Origin of the sequence: Corynebacterium coyleae (assembly GCF_030408635.1) — a bacterium.
GTDB lineage: Bacteria > Actinomycetota > Actinomycetes > Mycobacteriales > Mycobacteriaceae > Corynebacterium > Corynebacterium coyleae.
Genome location: NZ_CP047198.1, coordinates 492870 through 508330, shown reverse-complemented (window position 1 = coordinate 508330; position 15461 = coordinate 492870). Strand labels below are relative to the sequence as shown.

The 15461-nt window shown below is 62.1% G+C and carries 15 protein-coding genes; 9 read left to right on the top strand and 6 right to left on the bottom strand.

Translation table 11 applies throughout. The features are described from left to right. Positions 1 to 50: 50 nt before the first annotated feature. Together CCOY_RS02525 and metX are read left to right on the top strand one after the other, a co-directional pair. Positions 51 to 1373: an O-acetylhomoserine/O-acetylserine sulfhydrylase gene (locus CCOY_RS02525; RefSeq protein WP_070450469.1), complete on the top strand. Its 1323-nt coding sequence runs from the start codon at positions 51 to 53 to the stop codon at positions 1371 to 1373. Then, complete coding sequence (gene metX / locus CCOY_RS02520) at positions 1374 to 2510, top strand: homoserine O-acetyltransferase MetX (protein WP_070840452.1); 1137 nt, start codon at positions 1374 to 1376, stop codon at positions 2508 to 2510. Between the two features lie 3 nt (positions 2511 to 2513). Here metX and CCOY_RS02515 read toward each other — a convergent pair whose 3' ends face one another. Both CCOY_RS02515 and CCOY_RS02510 read right to left on the bottom strand, forming a co-directional pair. Then, positions 2514 to 2876 (bottom strand): DUF3017 domain-containing protein, encoded by a 363-nt coding sequence (locus CCOY_RS02515; RefSeq protein WP_244268678.1) that lies wholly within the window; start codon positions 2874 to 2876, stop codon positions 2514 to 2516. Between the two features lie 4 nt (positions 2877 to 2880). Next, positions 2881 to 3759, bottom strand: coding sequence for a bifunctional methylenetetrahydrofolate dehydrogenase/methenyltetrahydrofolate cyclohydrolase (locus CCOY_RS02510; protein ID WP_092101523.1), 879 nt, complete (start codon positions 3757 to 3759; stop codon positions 2881 to 2883). An 18-nt stretch (positions 3760 to 3777) separates the two neighbouring features. On the opposite strand from CCOY_RS02510, the gene CCOY_RS02505 reads away from it, so the two are divergent. Next, the gene (locus CCOY_RS02505; RefSeq protein WP_092101522.1) at positions 3778 to 4248 is read left to right on the top strand and encodes a tRNA (cytidine(34)-2'-O)-methyltransferase; all 471 of its coding nucleotides are present in this window, start codon (positions 3778 to 3780) and stop codon (positions 4246 to 4248) included. On the opposite strand, the gene CCOY_RS02500 is transcribed toward CCOY_RS02505, so the two are convergent. From CCOY_RS02500 to CCOY_RS02490, 3 genes are all read right to left on the bottom strand, one after another. Then, the gene (locus CCOY_RS02500) at positions 4195 to 5589 is read right to left on the bottom strand and encodes a PH domain-containing protein (RefSeq protein WP_141740851.1); all 1395 of its coding nucleotides are present in this window, start codon (positions 5587 to 5589) and stop codon (positions 4195 to 4197) included. The two genes, CCOY_RS02505 and CCOY_RS02500, sit on opposite strands and share 54 nt — an antisense overlap. Next, positions 5586 to 6164 carry a PH domain-containing protein gene (locus CCOY_RS02495; protein WP_342027948.1) on the bottom strand — a complete coding sequence of 193 codons (579 nt, stop codon included), beginning with the start codon at positions 6162 to 6164 and terminating at the stop codon, positions 5586 to 5588. Before CCOY_RS02495 ends, CCOY_RS02500 begins: the two co-directional genes overlap by 4 nt. 62 nt (positions 6165 to 6226) lie before the next feature. Next, positions 6227 to 9367 carry an error-prone DNA polymerase gene (locus tag CCOY_RS02490; RefSeq protein ID WP_092101521.1) on the bottom strand — a complete coding sequence of 1047 codons (3141 nt, stop codon included), beginning with the start codon at positions 9365 to 9367 and terminating at the stop codon, positions 6227 to 6229. Between the two features lie 146 nt (positions 9368 to 9513). On the opposite strand from CCOY_RS02490, the gene CCOY_RS02485 reads away from it, so the two are divergent. From CCOY_RS02485 to CCOY_RS02465, 5 genes are read left to right on the top strand one after another with little or no spacing between them, the layout of a single operon-like run. Continuing rightward, a complete protein-coding gene (locus CCOY_RS02485) occupies positions 9514 to 10407 on the top strand; it encodes a MetQ/NlpA family ABC transporter substrate-binding protein (RefSeq protein WP_092101520.1) in 894 nt (297 codons plus the stop codon). Positions 10408 to 10437: 30 nt separating this feature from the next. Continuing rightward, complete coding sequence (locus tag CCOY_RS02480) at positions 10438 to 11328, top strand: MetQ/NlpA family ABC transporter substrate-binding protein (protein WP_070482423.1); 891 nt, start codon at positions 10438 to 10440, stop codon at positions 11326 to 11328. Then, entirely contained in the window at positions 11329 to 12357 is a 1029-nt protein-coding gene (locus tag CCOY_RS02475; RefSeq protein WP_070450483.1) for a methionine ABC transporter ATP-binding protein, read from the top strand. It begins immediately after the preceding gene. Further along, entirely contained in the window at positions 12354 to 13034 is a 681-nt protein-coding gene (locus tag CCOY_RS02470; protein ID WP_070482425.1) for a methionine ABC transporter permease, read from the top strand. Before CCOY_RS02475 ends, CCOY_RS02470 begins: the two co-directional genes overlap by 4 nt. 11 nt (positions 13035 to 13045) lie before the next feature. Next, positions 13046 to 13816 (top strand): HAD family hydrolase, encoded by a 771-nt coding sequence (locus tag CCOY_RS02465; RefSeq protein ID WP_092101519.1) that lies wholly within the window; start codon positions 13046 to 13048, stop codon positions 13814 to 13816. Positions 13817 to 13845: 29 nt separating this feature from the next. On the opposite strand, the gene CCOY_RS02460 is transcribed toward CCOY_RS02465, so the two are convergent. Next, a complete protein-coding gene (locus CCOY_RS02460) occupies positions 13846 to 14727 on the bottom strand; it encodes a sucrase ferredoxin (protein ID WP_092101518.1) in 882 nt (293 codons plus the stop codon). 141 nt (positions 14728 to 14868) lie between these two features. Here CCOY_RS02460 and CCOY_RS02455 point away from each other — a divergent pair, with 141 nt between their 5' ends. Continuing rightward, positions 14869 to 15456: an AMIN-like domain-containing (lipo)protein gene (locus CCOY_RS02455; protein WP_070614288.1), complete on the top strand. Its 588-nt coding sequence runs from the start codon at positions 14869 to 14871 to the stop codon at positions 15454 to 15456. The last annotated feature ends 5 nt before the right edge of the window (positions 15457 to 15461 follow it).

The window sequence follows — 15461 nt, the reverse complement described above, 5'->3', positions numbered from 1 at the left end:
ATAGACCGCTTGGTACACAACTACAGACCAAGCGGGCTACATTGCGACGCATGGGAAACTACGACAACTCCAACGCACAAGAATGGTCCTTTGGTACGCGCTCGATCCATGCTGGCCAGCAGGTCGACCAGGACTACGGCGCGCGTAACCAGCCGATTTACATGACCACCAGCTACGTGTTCGACGATGCCCAGCACGCGGCGAACCGCTTTAACCTCTCGGATGCAGGCCCGATTTACACCCGCCTGACCAACCCGACGCAGCAGGCACTAGAGGATCGCGTGGCGTCGCTGGAGGGCGGCGTGGCTGCCACGGCGTTCGCGTCCGGCATGGCTGCGGAGACTGCCGCGATTCTCACTTTGGCGCAGGCGGGCGACCACGTTGTTACCTCCCCACGCCTCTACGGCGGCACCGAGACGCTGTTCCAGCACACGCTGCCAAAGTTGGGCATTGAGTTCACCTTCGTGGAAAACCCGGACGACCCGGCAAGCTGGCAGGCTGCCGTCCAGCCGAACACACGGGCGTTTTATGGCGAGACGTTCGGCAACCCGATCGCGGACGTGCTAGACATCCCGGCCATTGCAGAGGTGGCCCATAACAATCAGGTGCCGTTGATCGTCGATAACACGATGGCGACTGCCGCTCTGGTCAAGCCGCTGGAGTTGGGTGCGGACATCGTGGTCGTGTCCACGACGAAGTTCTATACCGGCAACGGTGCTGCGATTGGCGGCGCGATTATCGACGGCGGCAAGTTCGACTGGACCGTCCAGCGCGACGGCAAGGACGTCTTCCCACTGTTTACCACCCCGGATCCGGCGTACCACGGCCTGAAGTACGCGGACCTGGGCGCCCCGGCGTTCGCTCTGCGTGCCCGCGCCGGTTTGCTGCGTGACACGGGTGCGGCGATTTCGCCGTTCAACGCGTGGGTTGCGCTGCAGGGTATTGATACGTTGGCGCTTCGCGTGGAAAAGCACAATGCGAACGCGCTGAAGGTGGCGGAGTTCCTGGCGGGCCACGACAAGGTGGCCAAGGTCAACTACGCAGGCCTGGACGACTCGCCGTACAAGGCGACGAAGGACAAGTTGGGCCTGAAGTACACCGGCTCGGTGCTCTCCTTCGACATCGCGGGCGATCAGGATGACAAGACGAACGCGTGGAAGTTCATCGACGCGCTGAAGCTGCACTCCAACCTGGCCAACATCGGCGACGTGCGCTCGCTTGTGGTGCACCCGGCGTCGACCACGCACTCCCAGTCGGACGCTGCGGGTCTTGCCCGCGCTGGTATTACGCAGGCCACGGTGCGTTTGTCTGTCGGCATCGAGGATGTCGAGGACATTATTGCGGACCTCGAGCGCGGTTTCGCGGCGGTCTAAATGCTGGCTCCCGAAGGGCAGCTCGCCACGGTCGCCATCGGCGATGTTGTCACTGAAGCCGGCGAGGTGATCGCGGATACGCGCATTGCTTATCGACGATGGGGCGCACTGCAAGGCGACCCCAACGGCGTCAACAACGTGATCCTCGTCGAACACGCATTGACCGGCGACAGTGACGCCGCCGACTGGTGGTCCGAAGCCATCGGCCCCGGCAAAGCGCTAGACACCGACGAGTGGTGCGTGATCTGCACGAACGCACTCGGTTCGTGTTACGGCTCCACCGGCCCCGCGAGCGAGCACCCGGACGGCGGCGTGTGGGGATCGCGCTTCCCCGCCATCACGATCCGCGACATGGTGCACGCCGAGCACGCCTTCCTTGACCGTCTCGGCATTGGGCGCGTCCACGCGGTCATCGGTGGATCCATGGGCGGTGCACGCACTCTGGAGTGGACGCTGCTCTACCCCGAGCAGGCCGATTACGCGCTGGTGCTGGCGGTGTCTGCCCGGGCAAGCGCCTGGCAAATCGGTATCCAAACCGCGCAGATCACCTCGATCACCCAGGACCCAGCCTGGCAGGGTGGCGACTACCACGGCACCGGCCAGTCGCCGGATGCCGGGCTCGCCGCCGCGCGCAGGATCGCCCACCTGACCTACCGTGGCGAGCTGGAAATCGACGAGCGCTTCGGCACCTCCGCCCAAACCGGCGAAAACCCACTCGGACCATTCCGCCAAGACGACCAGCGCTTCGCCGTCCAGTCCTATCTGGAGCACCAGGGCAAGAAACTCACCGAGCGTTTCGACGCCGCCTGCTACGTCACCCTCACCGAAGCCCTCAACCGCCACGACATCGGCCGGGGCCGCGGCGGGCTGAACAAGGCGTTGGCATCCTCAACCGTGCCGACGATGATCGTCGGCGTCGACACCGACATTTTGTACCCCTACCACCAGCAGGAACACATCTCCCGAAACCTGGGCAACCTGCTAGCCATGTCGAAGTTGTCCTCCCCCGTCGGCCACGACGCCTTCCTCGTGGAGGCACGCCAGATGGACCGGATCCTGCGCAACTTCATCAAACTCACCCACGAAATCCCGCCCGCCCGCGAGATCGCGTCACGCTACGGCGACTACGCGATCTAGGGGTTAAGACCCCAGCGCGTCCACCGACCAGGACAGCCACATCATGGTGGCGCCGAGGGCGGTGGTGAACGTGGCGTCGAAACGCTTGGAACGCACCGCAACCAGACCGATTACTTTGGAGTCGCAGGTCAAGCGCACCAGCGTGAGCCACAGCAGGGCCGCGCCAAGGGTGAACGTGGCGCGACGCCAGTGCTCGGTGGCGGCGAAGATGCCAGAGAGCACAAACCCGACGACAAACACGGCAACCCCGGTGCGCTGCGCCCACAATGGCAGGCGTGACGGGGCGTTGCCGCGGTCGTGAGGGTTATCCAGCGTCAACCCCGGTGGTAGCGAGGTGCCGGGGAGCTGGATGCGGGTGCTTCCCACGTTGTTACGCGTCCTGGTTTGCTTGCTGGTTCACGCCGGCTTGGCGCTCGGCGCTTTCGACGATGTTGCGCACCAGGAACGTGCGCGTCATCGGGCCGACACCGCCCGGGTTCGGGGAGACCCAACCGGCCTTCTCCCACACGTCGGGGTGAAGGTCGCCGACGGTTTTGCCATCGACGCGGGAGACGCCGACGTCGAGAAGCGCCGCGCCTTCCTTGATCATGTCGGCGGTGATCATGTGCGGCTTGCCAGCGGCAGCGATGATCACGTCCGCGCGGCGAGTCTCCGCGGCGAGATCCTTGGTGCCGGTGTGGCACAGCACGGTGGTGGCGTTGACATCGCGAGAGGTCAGCATCAGCGAGATCGGGCGCCCCACGGTCACGCCGCGGCCGATGACGCACACGATCGCACCGTTGAGGTCCACCCCGAAGCGTTCGAGTAGCTTGATGGAGCCATTCGGGGTGCACGGCAGCGGCGCCGGCTCGTTGAGGACGAGTTTGCCCAGGTTGACCGGGTGGAGGCCGTCGGCGTCCTTGTCCGGGTCGATCAACTCCAGGATCCGGTTCTCATCCAGGTGCTTCGGCAGCGGCAACTGGACGATGTAGCCGGTGACGGAATCGTCGCGGTTGAGCTCGTCGATAACCGCCTCGAGCTCCTCTTGGGTGGTCTCCGAAGGCAGATGCTTCTGAATCGAGGCAATGCCGAGCTCTTCGCAGTCCTTGTGCTTCATACGCACGTAGTTCTGGCTAGCGGGATCTTCGCCGACAAGCACCGTCGCCAGCCCCGGGTTCACCCCCTGTTCCTTCAGTCGCGCTACGCGCTCGCGCAGGTCCGCGAAAATCTCCTCGCGGTAGAGTTTTCCGTCCAGTTTGATCGCAGTCACGGCCCCAATCCTAGACTCTTGTGCGTGCTCCACATCATCTATGACAATCCGGCCATTGGCGGCAACGCTGGCGCGGCGATCCGCCTTGCGGCAAATACCGGCGCGCAGCTGCATTTCGTCGAGCCGCTCGGCTTCAATTTTGACGACAAACACCTCAAACGCGCAGGCCTGGACTACCACGATCTTGCAGACGTGGTCATCCACCCCAACATCGACGTCTGCTTCGACGCGTTGGAAGGCTCCCGCATTTTCGCGTTCACCGCGCACACCGACCACCACTACCACGAGGTGCAATACCAGGACGGCGACGCGTTGCTGTTCGGCAACGAGGCCAACGGCATCCCGGAGGAGCACCTCGCCCACCCGCGGATTACGTGTCAGGTGCGGATTCCGATGCTGCCGTCGCGGCGCAGTATGAACCTGACGAACTCGGCGTCAGTCGCCATCTACGAGGCCTGGCGCCAGCTCGGGTTCCCCGGCGCTTTGTGACAGCGGCGGCAACTCGCGGGCGCGCAGCTTATCGACGAGCCCACGCGCCTGGTCCTCCTCCAAATCCCGACACGTCACGCTGAAGGCGCCGGGCACCAGGTCCAGGTCAATGCTGGCCAGGCCAAGTTTTCGCTGCAGCGGATCCTGGTTGAAGGTCAGTTCCTGAATGTGTGGGACGTCCACCATCTGGAACCAGCGCCCGATCCGCCCTGCCGTTGTCGTGACCGCGTCGGCGCGGACCTTGACCGTTTGACGTTTCCAGTCGAACGGCGAGATCCACCGGGCGCTGCGCGGGGAGCGGAAATCTACGTTGTCCAGATCGGTCAGTTCTGCGCCGGTAAGCGGACCGACTGCATCGATCACGGCCATCGCCTGTTCCCACGTCCCCACTGGCAGAATCTTCGACGTGCCGGTTTGCTTGTTACGTTCCGAGCCATAACCCGCCGCCACGACAGAGACCGTCCACCATCCGAACGGGCGCCAGAACATTGGCTGGCGCAACTGCACCGCGTGGATACGCGAGCGAGGCATTGCTTGCCGACGACGATTCGCCAACCCATACGTCAAGTGGAACACCTCCCCGTCCTTCGTCGCGTTGAAGCGCCACGACTGGTCGATCGTGCGCCAAATGCGGGGCATAAAACCCACCACAACAGGGATGATCGCCGCGGCGGTCACATCCGTCCACAGTGGAATCGTCGACCACGCCAGTGTGAATACGGTCGACATTTGCAATGTGGTGCCGATCAGCGAGCGGCGAATCGGGATCGGCGGCACCAACATGTTCGGTGCGTATTCGGCCCCGGCGGCGGCGGCGCTCTCAAGCGAACGCTTCACTGGCCCGTCAATGCGGGCCAGGATCTGCGCGCGGACCTCTTCTGCTTCCTCGCGCGGAAGGTATGTGATGTCCAAACCTGAACTGGCGCTGCCTGCGGCCTCGATACGCACGGAGGCAAGCCCGAACAGTCGCGGTGCAAAGGATTCGACTACGTCAACTGCCTGAACACGGTCGTAGCGCGCGGTGCGGATTTGGTTGGTCAGCACACCGCGGCGGGTCTCCACTTCTTCGTCGCCTACCTTAAATCCGCTGCGACGCCACCACACCTGGGACACCGCGAAAATCACCACGAGCGCAGCCACAAGGCCTGCGGCTGCCCATGCAATGTCGGTGGGCCCGACGTTTTCGCGCTGCATCCACCGATAAATCGGCATGGTGAAGTTGAACAGGGCGAGTGTCGCTAGAGCCAGCATGAACGTCCACACACGCAACAATGGCGTGAGCCTATGGACGTGGCGGTAGCCCTCCATGCCGGGAATCGTCGATACGCGTCCGCTTGTCACAGCCCACTCATCCGCTCACGAGCCTTCAGCGCAAGGCGATCCCGCAACGCATCCGCATCCGCCGCAAGCAGTCCCGGCAGATCCGAGTTGGACGAATTCGACGCCGTATGCACCGTCAGCTCCTTCAGCCCCAGGGCACGTGTGATCGGCCCCGACTGCACATCCACGAACTGAATGCGCCCGTACGGAATCACCGTGATCGTGTGGAACATCTTGCCGGTGCTCAGCACCAGTTCGTCCTCGGTCTCCAGCCAGCCCATGTTGCGGACCTGGTACGGGATAAGGAAGAAGCGCCAGATGAAGATCACCGTGAAAATCCCCAGCGGGATCAGGAATCCCCAGCCCCACTCGCGGTAGGCCAAATACAGGCCACCGCACACACCGATGGTCCACAGGGCATTCGACACCAGCATCGGCCACATCAACTTCGGCGACACTTTGTGCATCTCCTCGACCGAGGACGGCAAAGGCTGCACCGGGCTATGCACGCCGGTAGTGGGCTGGCCTGCAGTGTTCGGGCCTGCAGTGTTTGGTCCGGGGTGATGTTCAGGGCTTCCGCTGAGCGCTTCAGACATGGCGATCACGCTACCAGCAGCCCCAGACACGGCCTTGCTCATGACAGGGCTCATCGAAGCATTCATCGGAAGTCCCTCGATCCCCGGGAGAGCAGCTCCCCTACCTCCAACGGTTCGAACCGGTCCGCCACCACGGACACTGCCCCGGAAGCATTTTGCACAATCCCGCGTACGACGAGCGCTTTCGCAGTGCGGGCAAGGACGCGTTGCTTCTTCCACAACCCGACTGAGATAACCACGTTGACCAGCCCGGTTTCATCCTCCATTCCCAAAAATGTCACACCACCTGCAGTGACCGGATGTTGGCGGTGCGTCACCACTCCAGCGATGCGCACGCGAGTGCCGTCCTCCACGCCATGCAGCAGTTGTGCAACCGGAATAACGCCTCGCTCCTCCAGCGATTCGCGCACCATCTCTACTGGCATGAGCCCCGGGGTCACCCCTGTGGCTGCGATGTCAGCCACCATGAGTTCGAACGAGTTCATACCAGGCAGCGCCGGCGCCGAGATAGCCGACAAACCGGGCAGCATGCCGTGGCGTTCCGTGGCAGCGATGCCCGCTTGCCACAATGCTTGTCGACGAGACACCTCAAAGCAGTCCAACGCCCCCGCCCGCGCGAGCGCCTCGACATGGTCGACGCTCAGGTCAGCCCGGCGCGATAGATCCGCAATGTCTGCAAACGGTGCCGCCGCTTCGATCCGGTCAGCGGCATCCGCACCTAAGCCACGGACGAGCCCGAGCCCCATCCGGATCGTTGAAGAATCAATGCAGCGCGCCTCGCGCCCCGACGCGTTGACCGACACAGGCAGTACCTCTACCCCGTGTCGGCGTGCGTCCTGTACCAGCGACTGTGGTGAGTAGAACCCCATCGGTTGCGCCCGCAGCAATCCCACGCAGAACTGCGCCGGGTAGTGGCATTTAAACCAGGCGGAGAAGTACACCAAAGAGGCGAACGACTGGGAGTGCGATTCCGGAAAGCCGTATGCGGCGAACGCCACGATCTTCTGCCACAGCCGTTCTGCGACTTCTTCGCTGATTTGGTTGGTGGCCCAGCAGCCTTCGAAAAACCTCGCGCGCAACGCGGCCATCTTGGCCGGTGAGCGTTTCGATCCCATCGCGCGCCGAAGCGCATCCGCCTCACGTCCGGAAAAACCAGCCGCGTCGACGCAGATCTGCATAAGTTGCTCTTGGAACAGCGGGATCCCCAGTGTTTTGCCAAGGGATCGCTCGAGCACCGGATGGTCGTACACGACCGGCTCTAGCCCGTCGCGCCGCCGCAGGTACGGATGCACCGAACCACCCTGGATTGGACCAGGGCGGATCAAGGCCACCTGCACCACCAGGTCGAAGAACCTGCGCGGCTTCAACCTGGGCAGCGTCCCCGTCTGTGCGCGCGATTCAACCTGGAACACGCCGACGGAATCGGCGCGGCAGAGCATGTCGTACACGGCGTCGTCGTCAAGCGAAAGCTCCCACAGATGCACCTTGCGGCCTGTGGTTTCCTCCACGAGATCAACCATGTGGTGCAGCGCTTCGAGCATGCCGAGCCCCAGCAGGTCGAACTTGACCAGGCCAGCGGAGGCACAGTCATCTTTATCCCACTGCACCACCGAGCGATCTGCCATGCGCGCCCATTCGACGGGGACGACGTCGGCGATGGGACGGTCACAAATCACCATGCCACCAGAATGAATGCCCAGGTGACGCGGCTGCCCCTTGAACTGCGCTGCAAGTTGCTCCACAGCCTCGGGCGGATCTGAAAGCCCCTTCGACCAACTATCCGCAGCGCCCTGTGCATATCCGAGCGCACGCGCGGCATCACGGACCGCCCCTTTCGTGCGGTACGTAATCACGTTAGCTACCTGCGCCGCATTGTCGCGCCCATATGTGTCGTAGACGTACTGAATGACCTCCTCTCGCCGGCCTGACTCAATGTCTAGGTCAATATCTGGTGGTCCGTCACGGTCGGGAGATAGGAAACGCTCGAACAGGAGGCCTGCCTCGATCGGCTCGACATTCGTGATCCCGAGGGCGAAACACACCGCCGAGTTCGCCGCCGAACCACGTCCTTGGCACAAAATGTTCTGCTTCGCGCAGAAATCCACGAGGTCGTAAATGATCAGGAAGTAGCCGGGGAAGTTCAGCTCCTCAATCACGCTCAGTTCGTAGCGGATCTGCTTCATCGCCTGGTTGCGCACATCCGCACTTCGCGTCGCGTACCGGAACTGCGCGCTCGCCAACGTCAGATCCCGCAGATGATCCATCTCGCCTCGCCCGCTTGGCGTTGGGTAGCGCGGCAGTTCAGGCGCGACAAGATTCAGCGTGAACGCGCACTGCTTTGCCAACTCAACGCTGTAATCCAGCATGTGTTTGCATCCCGGCAGCATGCGTTCGAGCTGCTCGCCAGAGCGCAGCCAGTTCGCCCCCATCGGATGCAAGTCCCCGTATGCTTGTGCAAGTGCTTCTCTGCGAGCCAACGCACGCTTCGCCGCAGCCAACCTCGCCTGCTCACGCGTGGCTGCCGCCGGCATCGCGGTGACGATGGCGGGGAGGTGATCAAAACGATCGAGCATTGCGTGCCGGTCAGCGTCTTCAGGAGTCATCGAAACTTCATATTCTCGCACCACATTGTCCTGGCCAAAGGTTTCGACCAGGTGGTCGATTTCACCGATCCACTGCCACCCCGCGAGCACAACGCAGGTGCCATCTAGTTCTGCACCAATAAGCTCCAATGGTGGATACGCCACCGCATCCTTTTCCCGCGTCGCCATGTGTGCATCTGCCATAAGATGCGACAGGCGCCGATAACCTTCAGGCCCACGCGCAATCACAGGAAGCACCCGCTGATCTAACGTCAGCTCGGCCCCAAATACGGTGTCCAGCCCTACAGCTGCAGCAGCCTCTGCAAACTTGACTGCCCCATAGAAGCCGTCGCGATCCAGCAGGCCAAGGGCATTCAATCCCAAATCCGCAGCGCGCGCGACAAGGTCTTCCGGCTCGCTCGCTCCATCGAGAAAACTATACGACGACACCGCGTGGAGTTCCACGAACGGAACTTGCGGCTCGCTACGGCGCGGTCGCACAGGACCTACGCCAGGCAGCATGCCTGTGTGCCCCACCGGCACCGGTTCTGGCCCGGGACGCCCCGAAAGGATGCGCTCTAGCCGCGACCACGAAAGTGGCGCTCCCCCATTGAATCTCATGCCGGGAACGCTATCATAATTCGAAACTGTGTGCTACATTTTTCGAAAACCCAGAACAAACTGCTTTGTTCTAAAAAATAGACTAAGCGGTACATAGGGTGCTAGATTCTCACCCGTCAAACTTTCCCAATAAACAAGGAGACATCATGCGTATCAAGCGCACCCTCGCAACCGTTGCTGCTGCAGCGCTCGCCACCACCGGCCTGGTCGCTTGCTCCAACGAGTCCAACGACGCCACCGAGACCACCGCCGCAAACGGCGAGAACGTTACCGTCAAGATCGGCACCACTGAGGCCGACCAGGAGGCCTGGACTGTATTCAAGCAGCTCGCTGCAGACAACGGCATCGAGCTCGACATCGTGCAGTTCTCCGACTACTCCCCGGTCAACGAGGCTCTCGCACAGGGAGAGCTGGACGTGAACAAGTTCCAGCACATTAAGTACCTCGCCGAGTACAACGCTGCTTCCGGCAACGACCTCAAGGTTGTCGGCTCCACCGAGATCGTCCCGCTCGCACTGTTCTGGAAGGACCACGACTCGCTCGACGGCATCGAGGGCCAGTCCGTCGCCATCCCGAACGACCCGTCCAACCAGGGCCGCGCCATCAACGTGCTGGTCCAGGCCGGTCTGCTTACCCTCAACGACAACGTCGCTGACCCGCTGACCCCGACCCCGGCCGAGATCAACAAGGACGAGTCCAAGGTCACCGTCACCCCGGTCGACGCGTCCCAGACCCCGAACGCTTACAACGAAGGCAAGCCGGCCATCATCAACAACACCTGGCTAGACCGCGCAGGCATCGAGCCGAGCCTGGCCGTGTTCGAGGACGACCCGGAATCCGAGGAGGCCGAGCCGTACATCAACGTGTTCGCTGCTCGTTCCGAGGACATTTCAGATGAAACGCTGAACAAGCTGGTCGAGCTGTGGCAGACCCCGGAGGTCGCTGAGGCTACCGCCAAGGACTCCAAGGGCACCTCGGTTCCGGTCTACCGCGACCAGAAGGAACTCAACGACATCCTCGACCGTCTGCAGAACAAGTAAGCACAAGAAGTAATAAGGAGCGCGTAGTTCATGCGTACCAAGCGTTTTCTCGCAGCGGCGGCAGCCTCTGTCATCGCCGCAACCTCTTTGGTGGCGTGCTCGTCGGAAACGGAGTCGTCGACAAGCAGTGCTGATGGCGACGCTGTGACCGTCAAGATCGGCACCACCGACGCCGACCAGAAGGCCTGGAGTGTCTTCGCGGACGAAGCCCAGAAGGCTGGCATCGAGCTCGACATCGTGCGTTTCTCCGAGTATCCGCAGGTCAACCCAGCACAGACCGAGGGTCAGATCGAGATTTCGAAGTTCCAGACCATCAACTACCAGGCCCAGTACAACGCCACCGCTGGCAAGGACCTGCGCATCATCGGTTCTGGCGAGATCAACGTGCTTGGCCTGTACTGGAAGGACCACGACTCGCTCGACGGCATCGAGGGCACCGAGATCGCAGTGCCGAACGACCCGTCCAACCAGGGTCGCGCGATCAACGTGCTGGTTCAGGCTGGCCTGCTGAAGCTGCGTGAAGGCGCGCCGAAGCTCACCCCGACCCCGGCTGACATCGATAAGGATGCCTCCAAGGTCAAGGTTGTCGCTGTGGATGCGTCCCAGACGCCGAACGCCTACAACGAGGGCCGCCCGGCTGTGATCAACAACAACTGGCTGGCACGCGCAGGTATCGACCCGGCTTCCTCGGTCGCGGCCGACGATCCGAACTCCGAGCTTGCGGAGCCGTACATCAACGTATTCACTGTCTCAGGCGATGACCTGGACAACGAGACGTACGCCAAGTTGGTCGACGTCTGGCAGTCGCCGGAGGTCACCGCAGCGCTTGACGAGGATTCCAACGGCACCGCCGTGCAGGTCCAGCGCAGCAAGGAGGAGCTCAACGAGATCCTCGACCGACTTGTGGAGGAGTACAAGTAAATGACAACAACCGGCACCCGGATTGAGTTCCGGAACGTATCCAAGGTTTTCAAAACCAAAGAGCGCGAGGTCAAGGCCGTCGATGACGTCACCTTGACCGTCGAGCCAGGCGAAATCCTCGGAGTGATCGGCTACTCGGGTGCCGGCAAGTCAACGCTTGTCCGCCTCATTAACGGCCTTGATATGCCAACCTCGGGCGAATTGCTTCTCGACGACACCAACGTCGCCGGTATGCCCGAGCGCAAACTTCGCGAGATCCGCCGCAACGTCGGCATGATCTTCCAGCAGTTCAACCTCTTTTCCTCCCGTACCGCAGCGGGCAACATCGAGTACCCGCTGAAACTGGCCGGTGTGGACAAGAAGGAACGTAAGCGTCGCGTTGCTGAACTGCTCGACTTCGTCGGTCTGTCTGACCGTGGCGAGAACTACCCGGAGCAGCTCTCCGGTGGCCAGAAGCAGCGCGTCGGCATCGCGCGAGCACTTGCGACCAACCCGTCGCTGTTGCTTGCCGACGAAGCCACGTCCGCCCTCGACCCCGAAACCACCCACGAAGTGCTCGGGGTGCTGCGTCGCGTCAACGAAGAACTCGGCATCACCATCGTGGTGATCACCCACGAAATGGATGTCATCCGAGCCATCGCCGACAAGGTTGCCGTAATGGAGAACGGCCGTGTTGTGGAGTACGGCGGGGTTTACGACGTCTTCGCCAACCCACAAACCCCCGTCGCCCAGCGTTTCGCAGCGACGAGCCTGCGCAACACCCCCGATGATGTTGAGCGCGCCGAACTGCTGACCAAACCAGGTCGTCTGTTCACCGTGGATCTTTCCGAGGACTCCGGGTTCTTCGGCGCCGCCGAGACCGCCCGCACGCGCGGTGTTGTCATCGAGCCGGTCCACGCCGGCATCACCACCTTGCAGGAACGTTCCTTTGGCAAGATGACCGTCCGCCTCAACGGCGACGACGCCGCTATCAACGAATTCCTGGCCACACTGCAGCGCAGCACCGAGATTGAGGAGATCACCCGATGACCGAATACCTGCTCGCTGAACCGAACTGGGACAACCTCGGCCCCACCTTCCTCGACGCCATCGGCGACACCCTGTGGATGGTCGCCATCACCATGATTGTTGGTGGCTTCTTCGGCCTGGTGTTGGGCATGCTGCTCTACACCACCCGACCAGGTGGCATCCTGCGCAACAACGTGGTCTACACCCTGATCAACGTTGCGGTGAACTTCTTCAGGCCAATCCCGTTCATCATCATGATCGCGATGCTGTACCCACTGACTCTGGAGGTCGTGGGCACTACCATCGGCCGCGCTGCCGCAACGTTCGTGATGTGCTTCTCTGCCACGTTCACCGTGGCGCGCATTGTGGAGCAAAATCTCGTCGCCATCGACCCCGGTGTTATCGAGGCCGCCCGCTCCATGGGTGCCGGCCCCTGGAAGATCATCACCTCGGTGATCCTGCCGGAGGCACTCGGCCCGTTGATCCTGGGCTACACCTTCATCTTCATCGCAGTCATCGATATGTCTGCGATGGCCGGCTACATCGGTGGTGGCGGTGTGGGTGACTTCGCCATCGTCTACGGCTACCGCGCCTTCGAGCCACAAGTCACCTGGGCTGCAGTCCTGGTCATCGTGGTCATCGTCCAGCTCGCCCAGTTCCTGGGCAACTGGCTGTCCAAGAAGGTCATGCGCCGGTAGATTGAAGTGCCATGAAGGTAGCGGCGTTCGACTTCGATGGCACTCTCCACCACCCTCCCCACGGTTTCGACCAGGAGGATATCGCCGCGATAGATGCCTGGCGTAACGCCGGGCATCTTGCCATTTCTGCCACCGGACGCTCCCGCACAGCACTCGCCCACGGCATGGCCGGCAGCACGCTAGCGTTCGACTACCAGGTGCTGTCCAACGGTGCATCAGCTACCGACGGCGCCAACCGCGACCTGCTCTTCAGCCACGAACTCGACGGTGCCGTCCTGCGTGCCGCCGTGGAACAGTTCGGGGAGCGCGAGGGACTGGCTATTTTCGGCACCACCATCGGACGTGTCGACGGCGTGTTTGCCAACAACACCGGCCGTACCCACGACTTCACGGCTCACTTCACGCCGATGAGGATTCGCGACATCCCGGACCACCATTTCGCTGTCATTCCGTTCTGGATTCCTGACAACGACGCGCTGCGCGCCGAAGTCATCGCCTGGGCCACCAAACTCGGCGACGTAGAAGTTGCCCAAAACCAGGACTACATCGATCTCATGGCACCGGGCCGGTCGAAAGGCTCCGGCATCCTCGAGCTGTTCGAGGTACTCGGCATCAACCGCGACGACGTGGAGCTCTACACGTTCGGCGATTCCTGGAACGACCTGACCATGCATACCCTCGCCGATCACTCGCACAGTTTCCACCACTCCCCCGCCGACGTGAAAGCAGCCACCGACCGGGTCATCGGGTCAGTGGCTGAGGTGCTCGACGAGTACATCTAGGGCATGGTTTCGCCCCCGCCCGGCACCACCTAACGTGGCTGCACAGTGAGCGCGACCCAGGCGGAGCCTTCCTTGGGGGCCTTGCCGCAGGAATCGACAATCCCGCTGACCGGACGCTTTTCCAGTTCGACGACGTATTCCCTACCGGCGGTGGTGACGTTGACGGTGGCGGTGGTGCCGTCGATACGCACAGGCTCAACGTCGAACTCCCCGTAACGAGGCTCAGCGACCTCGCTGGCAACAGCAATCTCGGCCACCTGCTCCACCGGACTGAGCGTGCCGCGCCCGCGATTGCCGGGTACGAAGTATTCGCCCCGCTTCGCGGCTGTGAGCATCGCGTCGGTGGCTTCCACGTTCATGCGGCCGAAACTATACGCCCACGGCATGAGCAGCATGGTTGCGGCAAAACGGTGTCCCTTGATGTGGGAGACCTCCCACGCAACGTCGTTGCCCGGGCCGAATGGGTAGCGCTCGTGCAGCGCGTTGACCAGCGGGCGCCCCTTTACGGCGCAGCAGACATCGCGCTTGGCATGGGTGCAGATCAGCAGCAGCGGACGTTCCCGTCGCTTCCCACCGTTTTTGCCAGGCCCTGACAGATCGAGATCCAGGATTGCTTCTGGTCCGTCGACGTGGAGGACCTCGGTGATGCCTTCGTCGGCAAAGACGAGGTAGAGGTGGTGGTCCTTAATGTGTCGGCCTTCGCGCGTTGGGTGGCGGATGAGCAGCAAGGACGCGTCGTATTCGTCGAGGTGCTTCGCAATGCGGGGGCTAAGGTCTTCGCCGAGCGCGGCATCACCGAGCACGTCGCGGGGCCACGGGTCGGGCCACTCAAAGATGACGTAGGTAGCGCCAGGCTTGGCGGTGCCGGGCAGCGGTTCAACCTCAACATCTGAGCAAGGCAATTGTCGCATGTCACCACCATAGCCAAGCTTGGCCTAACTTATTAGATGACCCATTTGAACAACTTTTACTTCTGTAACAGTTAGATAACCTTTTGGGTATTTCGCTCTGAGGCTTTTGTTCTGATTCCTCCTGCTGGTTACGGTGGCTTAATGCAAAAAAATTCCGGTTCCTTCCGCGCTGCGGTCGTGGGCGCTTGCGTAGCGACGATCGCTGCCTGCACCGCCTGCACCACACCCAGCTTCGGGGCCGGCGAAACGGTGGCCAGCAGCTTGTCCGCCAGCTCTCCGCGTCTGAAACCGTTGGGCAACGCTGACCCGTCTCCGAAGACGCAGCGCCCGTCGGCACCGTCACAGCTTGTGGTCACCGCGGTCCGTGTTGGCGCACATGAGGGATTCGACCGCGTCGTGGTGGATCTTGAGGGCGACGGGGATCCGGGTTGGTTTGTGGATTACACCTCCACCCCGATGCAGGAGACCACCGGCCAGCCGTTGAAGGTAGCGGGTAACGCGTTTTTGAACATCAACGTCGACGGCACCGTTTATCCGTTTGAGATGGGTAAGGATTCCGATGTTGAGGTGAAGATGGCGGGCGATACTGGCAACGTCATCGACGTGATCAGCGCTGGCACCTATGAGGGCCGTAGCCAGGTCGTGGTGGGTCTGCGCTCTGCTTTGCCGTATTCGGTGCAGGTGTTGGAGGACCCGAAGCGCGTGGTCGTCGACATCGTCCAGAACTAATCGCA

What these genes read in the sequence shown, in the direction of transcription:
- CCOY_RS02480 (WP_070482423.1), top strand. Translation starts at nt 10,438, where the DNA reads ATGCGTACCAAGCGTTTTCTCGCAGCGGCGGCAGCCTCTGTCATCGCC.
- CCOY_RS02455 (WP_070614288.1), top strand. Translation starts at nt 14,869, where the DNA reads ATGCAAAAAAATTCCGGTTCCTTCCGCGCTGCGGTCGTGGGCGCTTGC.
- CCOY_RS02525 (WP_070450469.1), top strand. Translation starts at nt 51, where the DNA reads ATGGGAAACTACGACAACTCCAACGCACAAGAATGGTCCTTTGGTACG.
- CCOY_RS02465 (WP_092101519.1), top strand. Translation starts at nt 13,046, where the DNA reads ATGAAGGTAGCGGCGTTCGACTTCGATGGCACTCTCCACCACCCTCCC.
- CCOY_RS02495 (WP_342027948.1), bottom strand. Translation starts at nt 6,164, where the DNA reads ATGTCTGAAGCGCTCAGCGGAAGCCCTGAACATCACCCCGGACCAAAC.
- CCOY_RS02460 (WP_092101518.1), bottom strand. Translation starts at nt 14,727, where the DNA reads ATGCGACAATTGCCTTGCTCAGATGTTGAGGTTGAACCGCTGCCCGGC.
- CCOY_RS02485 (WP_092101520.1), top strand. Translation starts at nt 9,514, where the DNA reads ATGCGTATCAAGCGCACCCTCGCAACCGTTGCTGCTGCAGCGCTCGCC.
- CCOY_RS02490 (WP_092101521.1), bottom strand. Translation starts at nt 9,367, where the DNA reads ATGAGATTCAATGGGGGAGCGCCACTTTCGTGGTCGCGGCTAGAGCGC.
- CCOY_RS02470 (WP_070482425.1), top strand. Translation starts at nt 12,354, where the DNA reads ATGACCGAATACCTGCTCGCTGAACCGAACTGGGACAACCTCGGCCCC.
- CCOY_RS02475 (WP_070450483.1), top strand. Translation starts at nt 11,329, where the DNA reads ATGACAACAACCGGCACCCGGATTGAGTTCCGGAACGTATCCAAGGTT.
- metX (WP_070840452.1), top strand. Translation starts at nt 1,374, where the DNA reads ATGCTGGCTCCCGAAGGGCAGCTCGCCACGGTCGCCATCGGCGATGTT.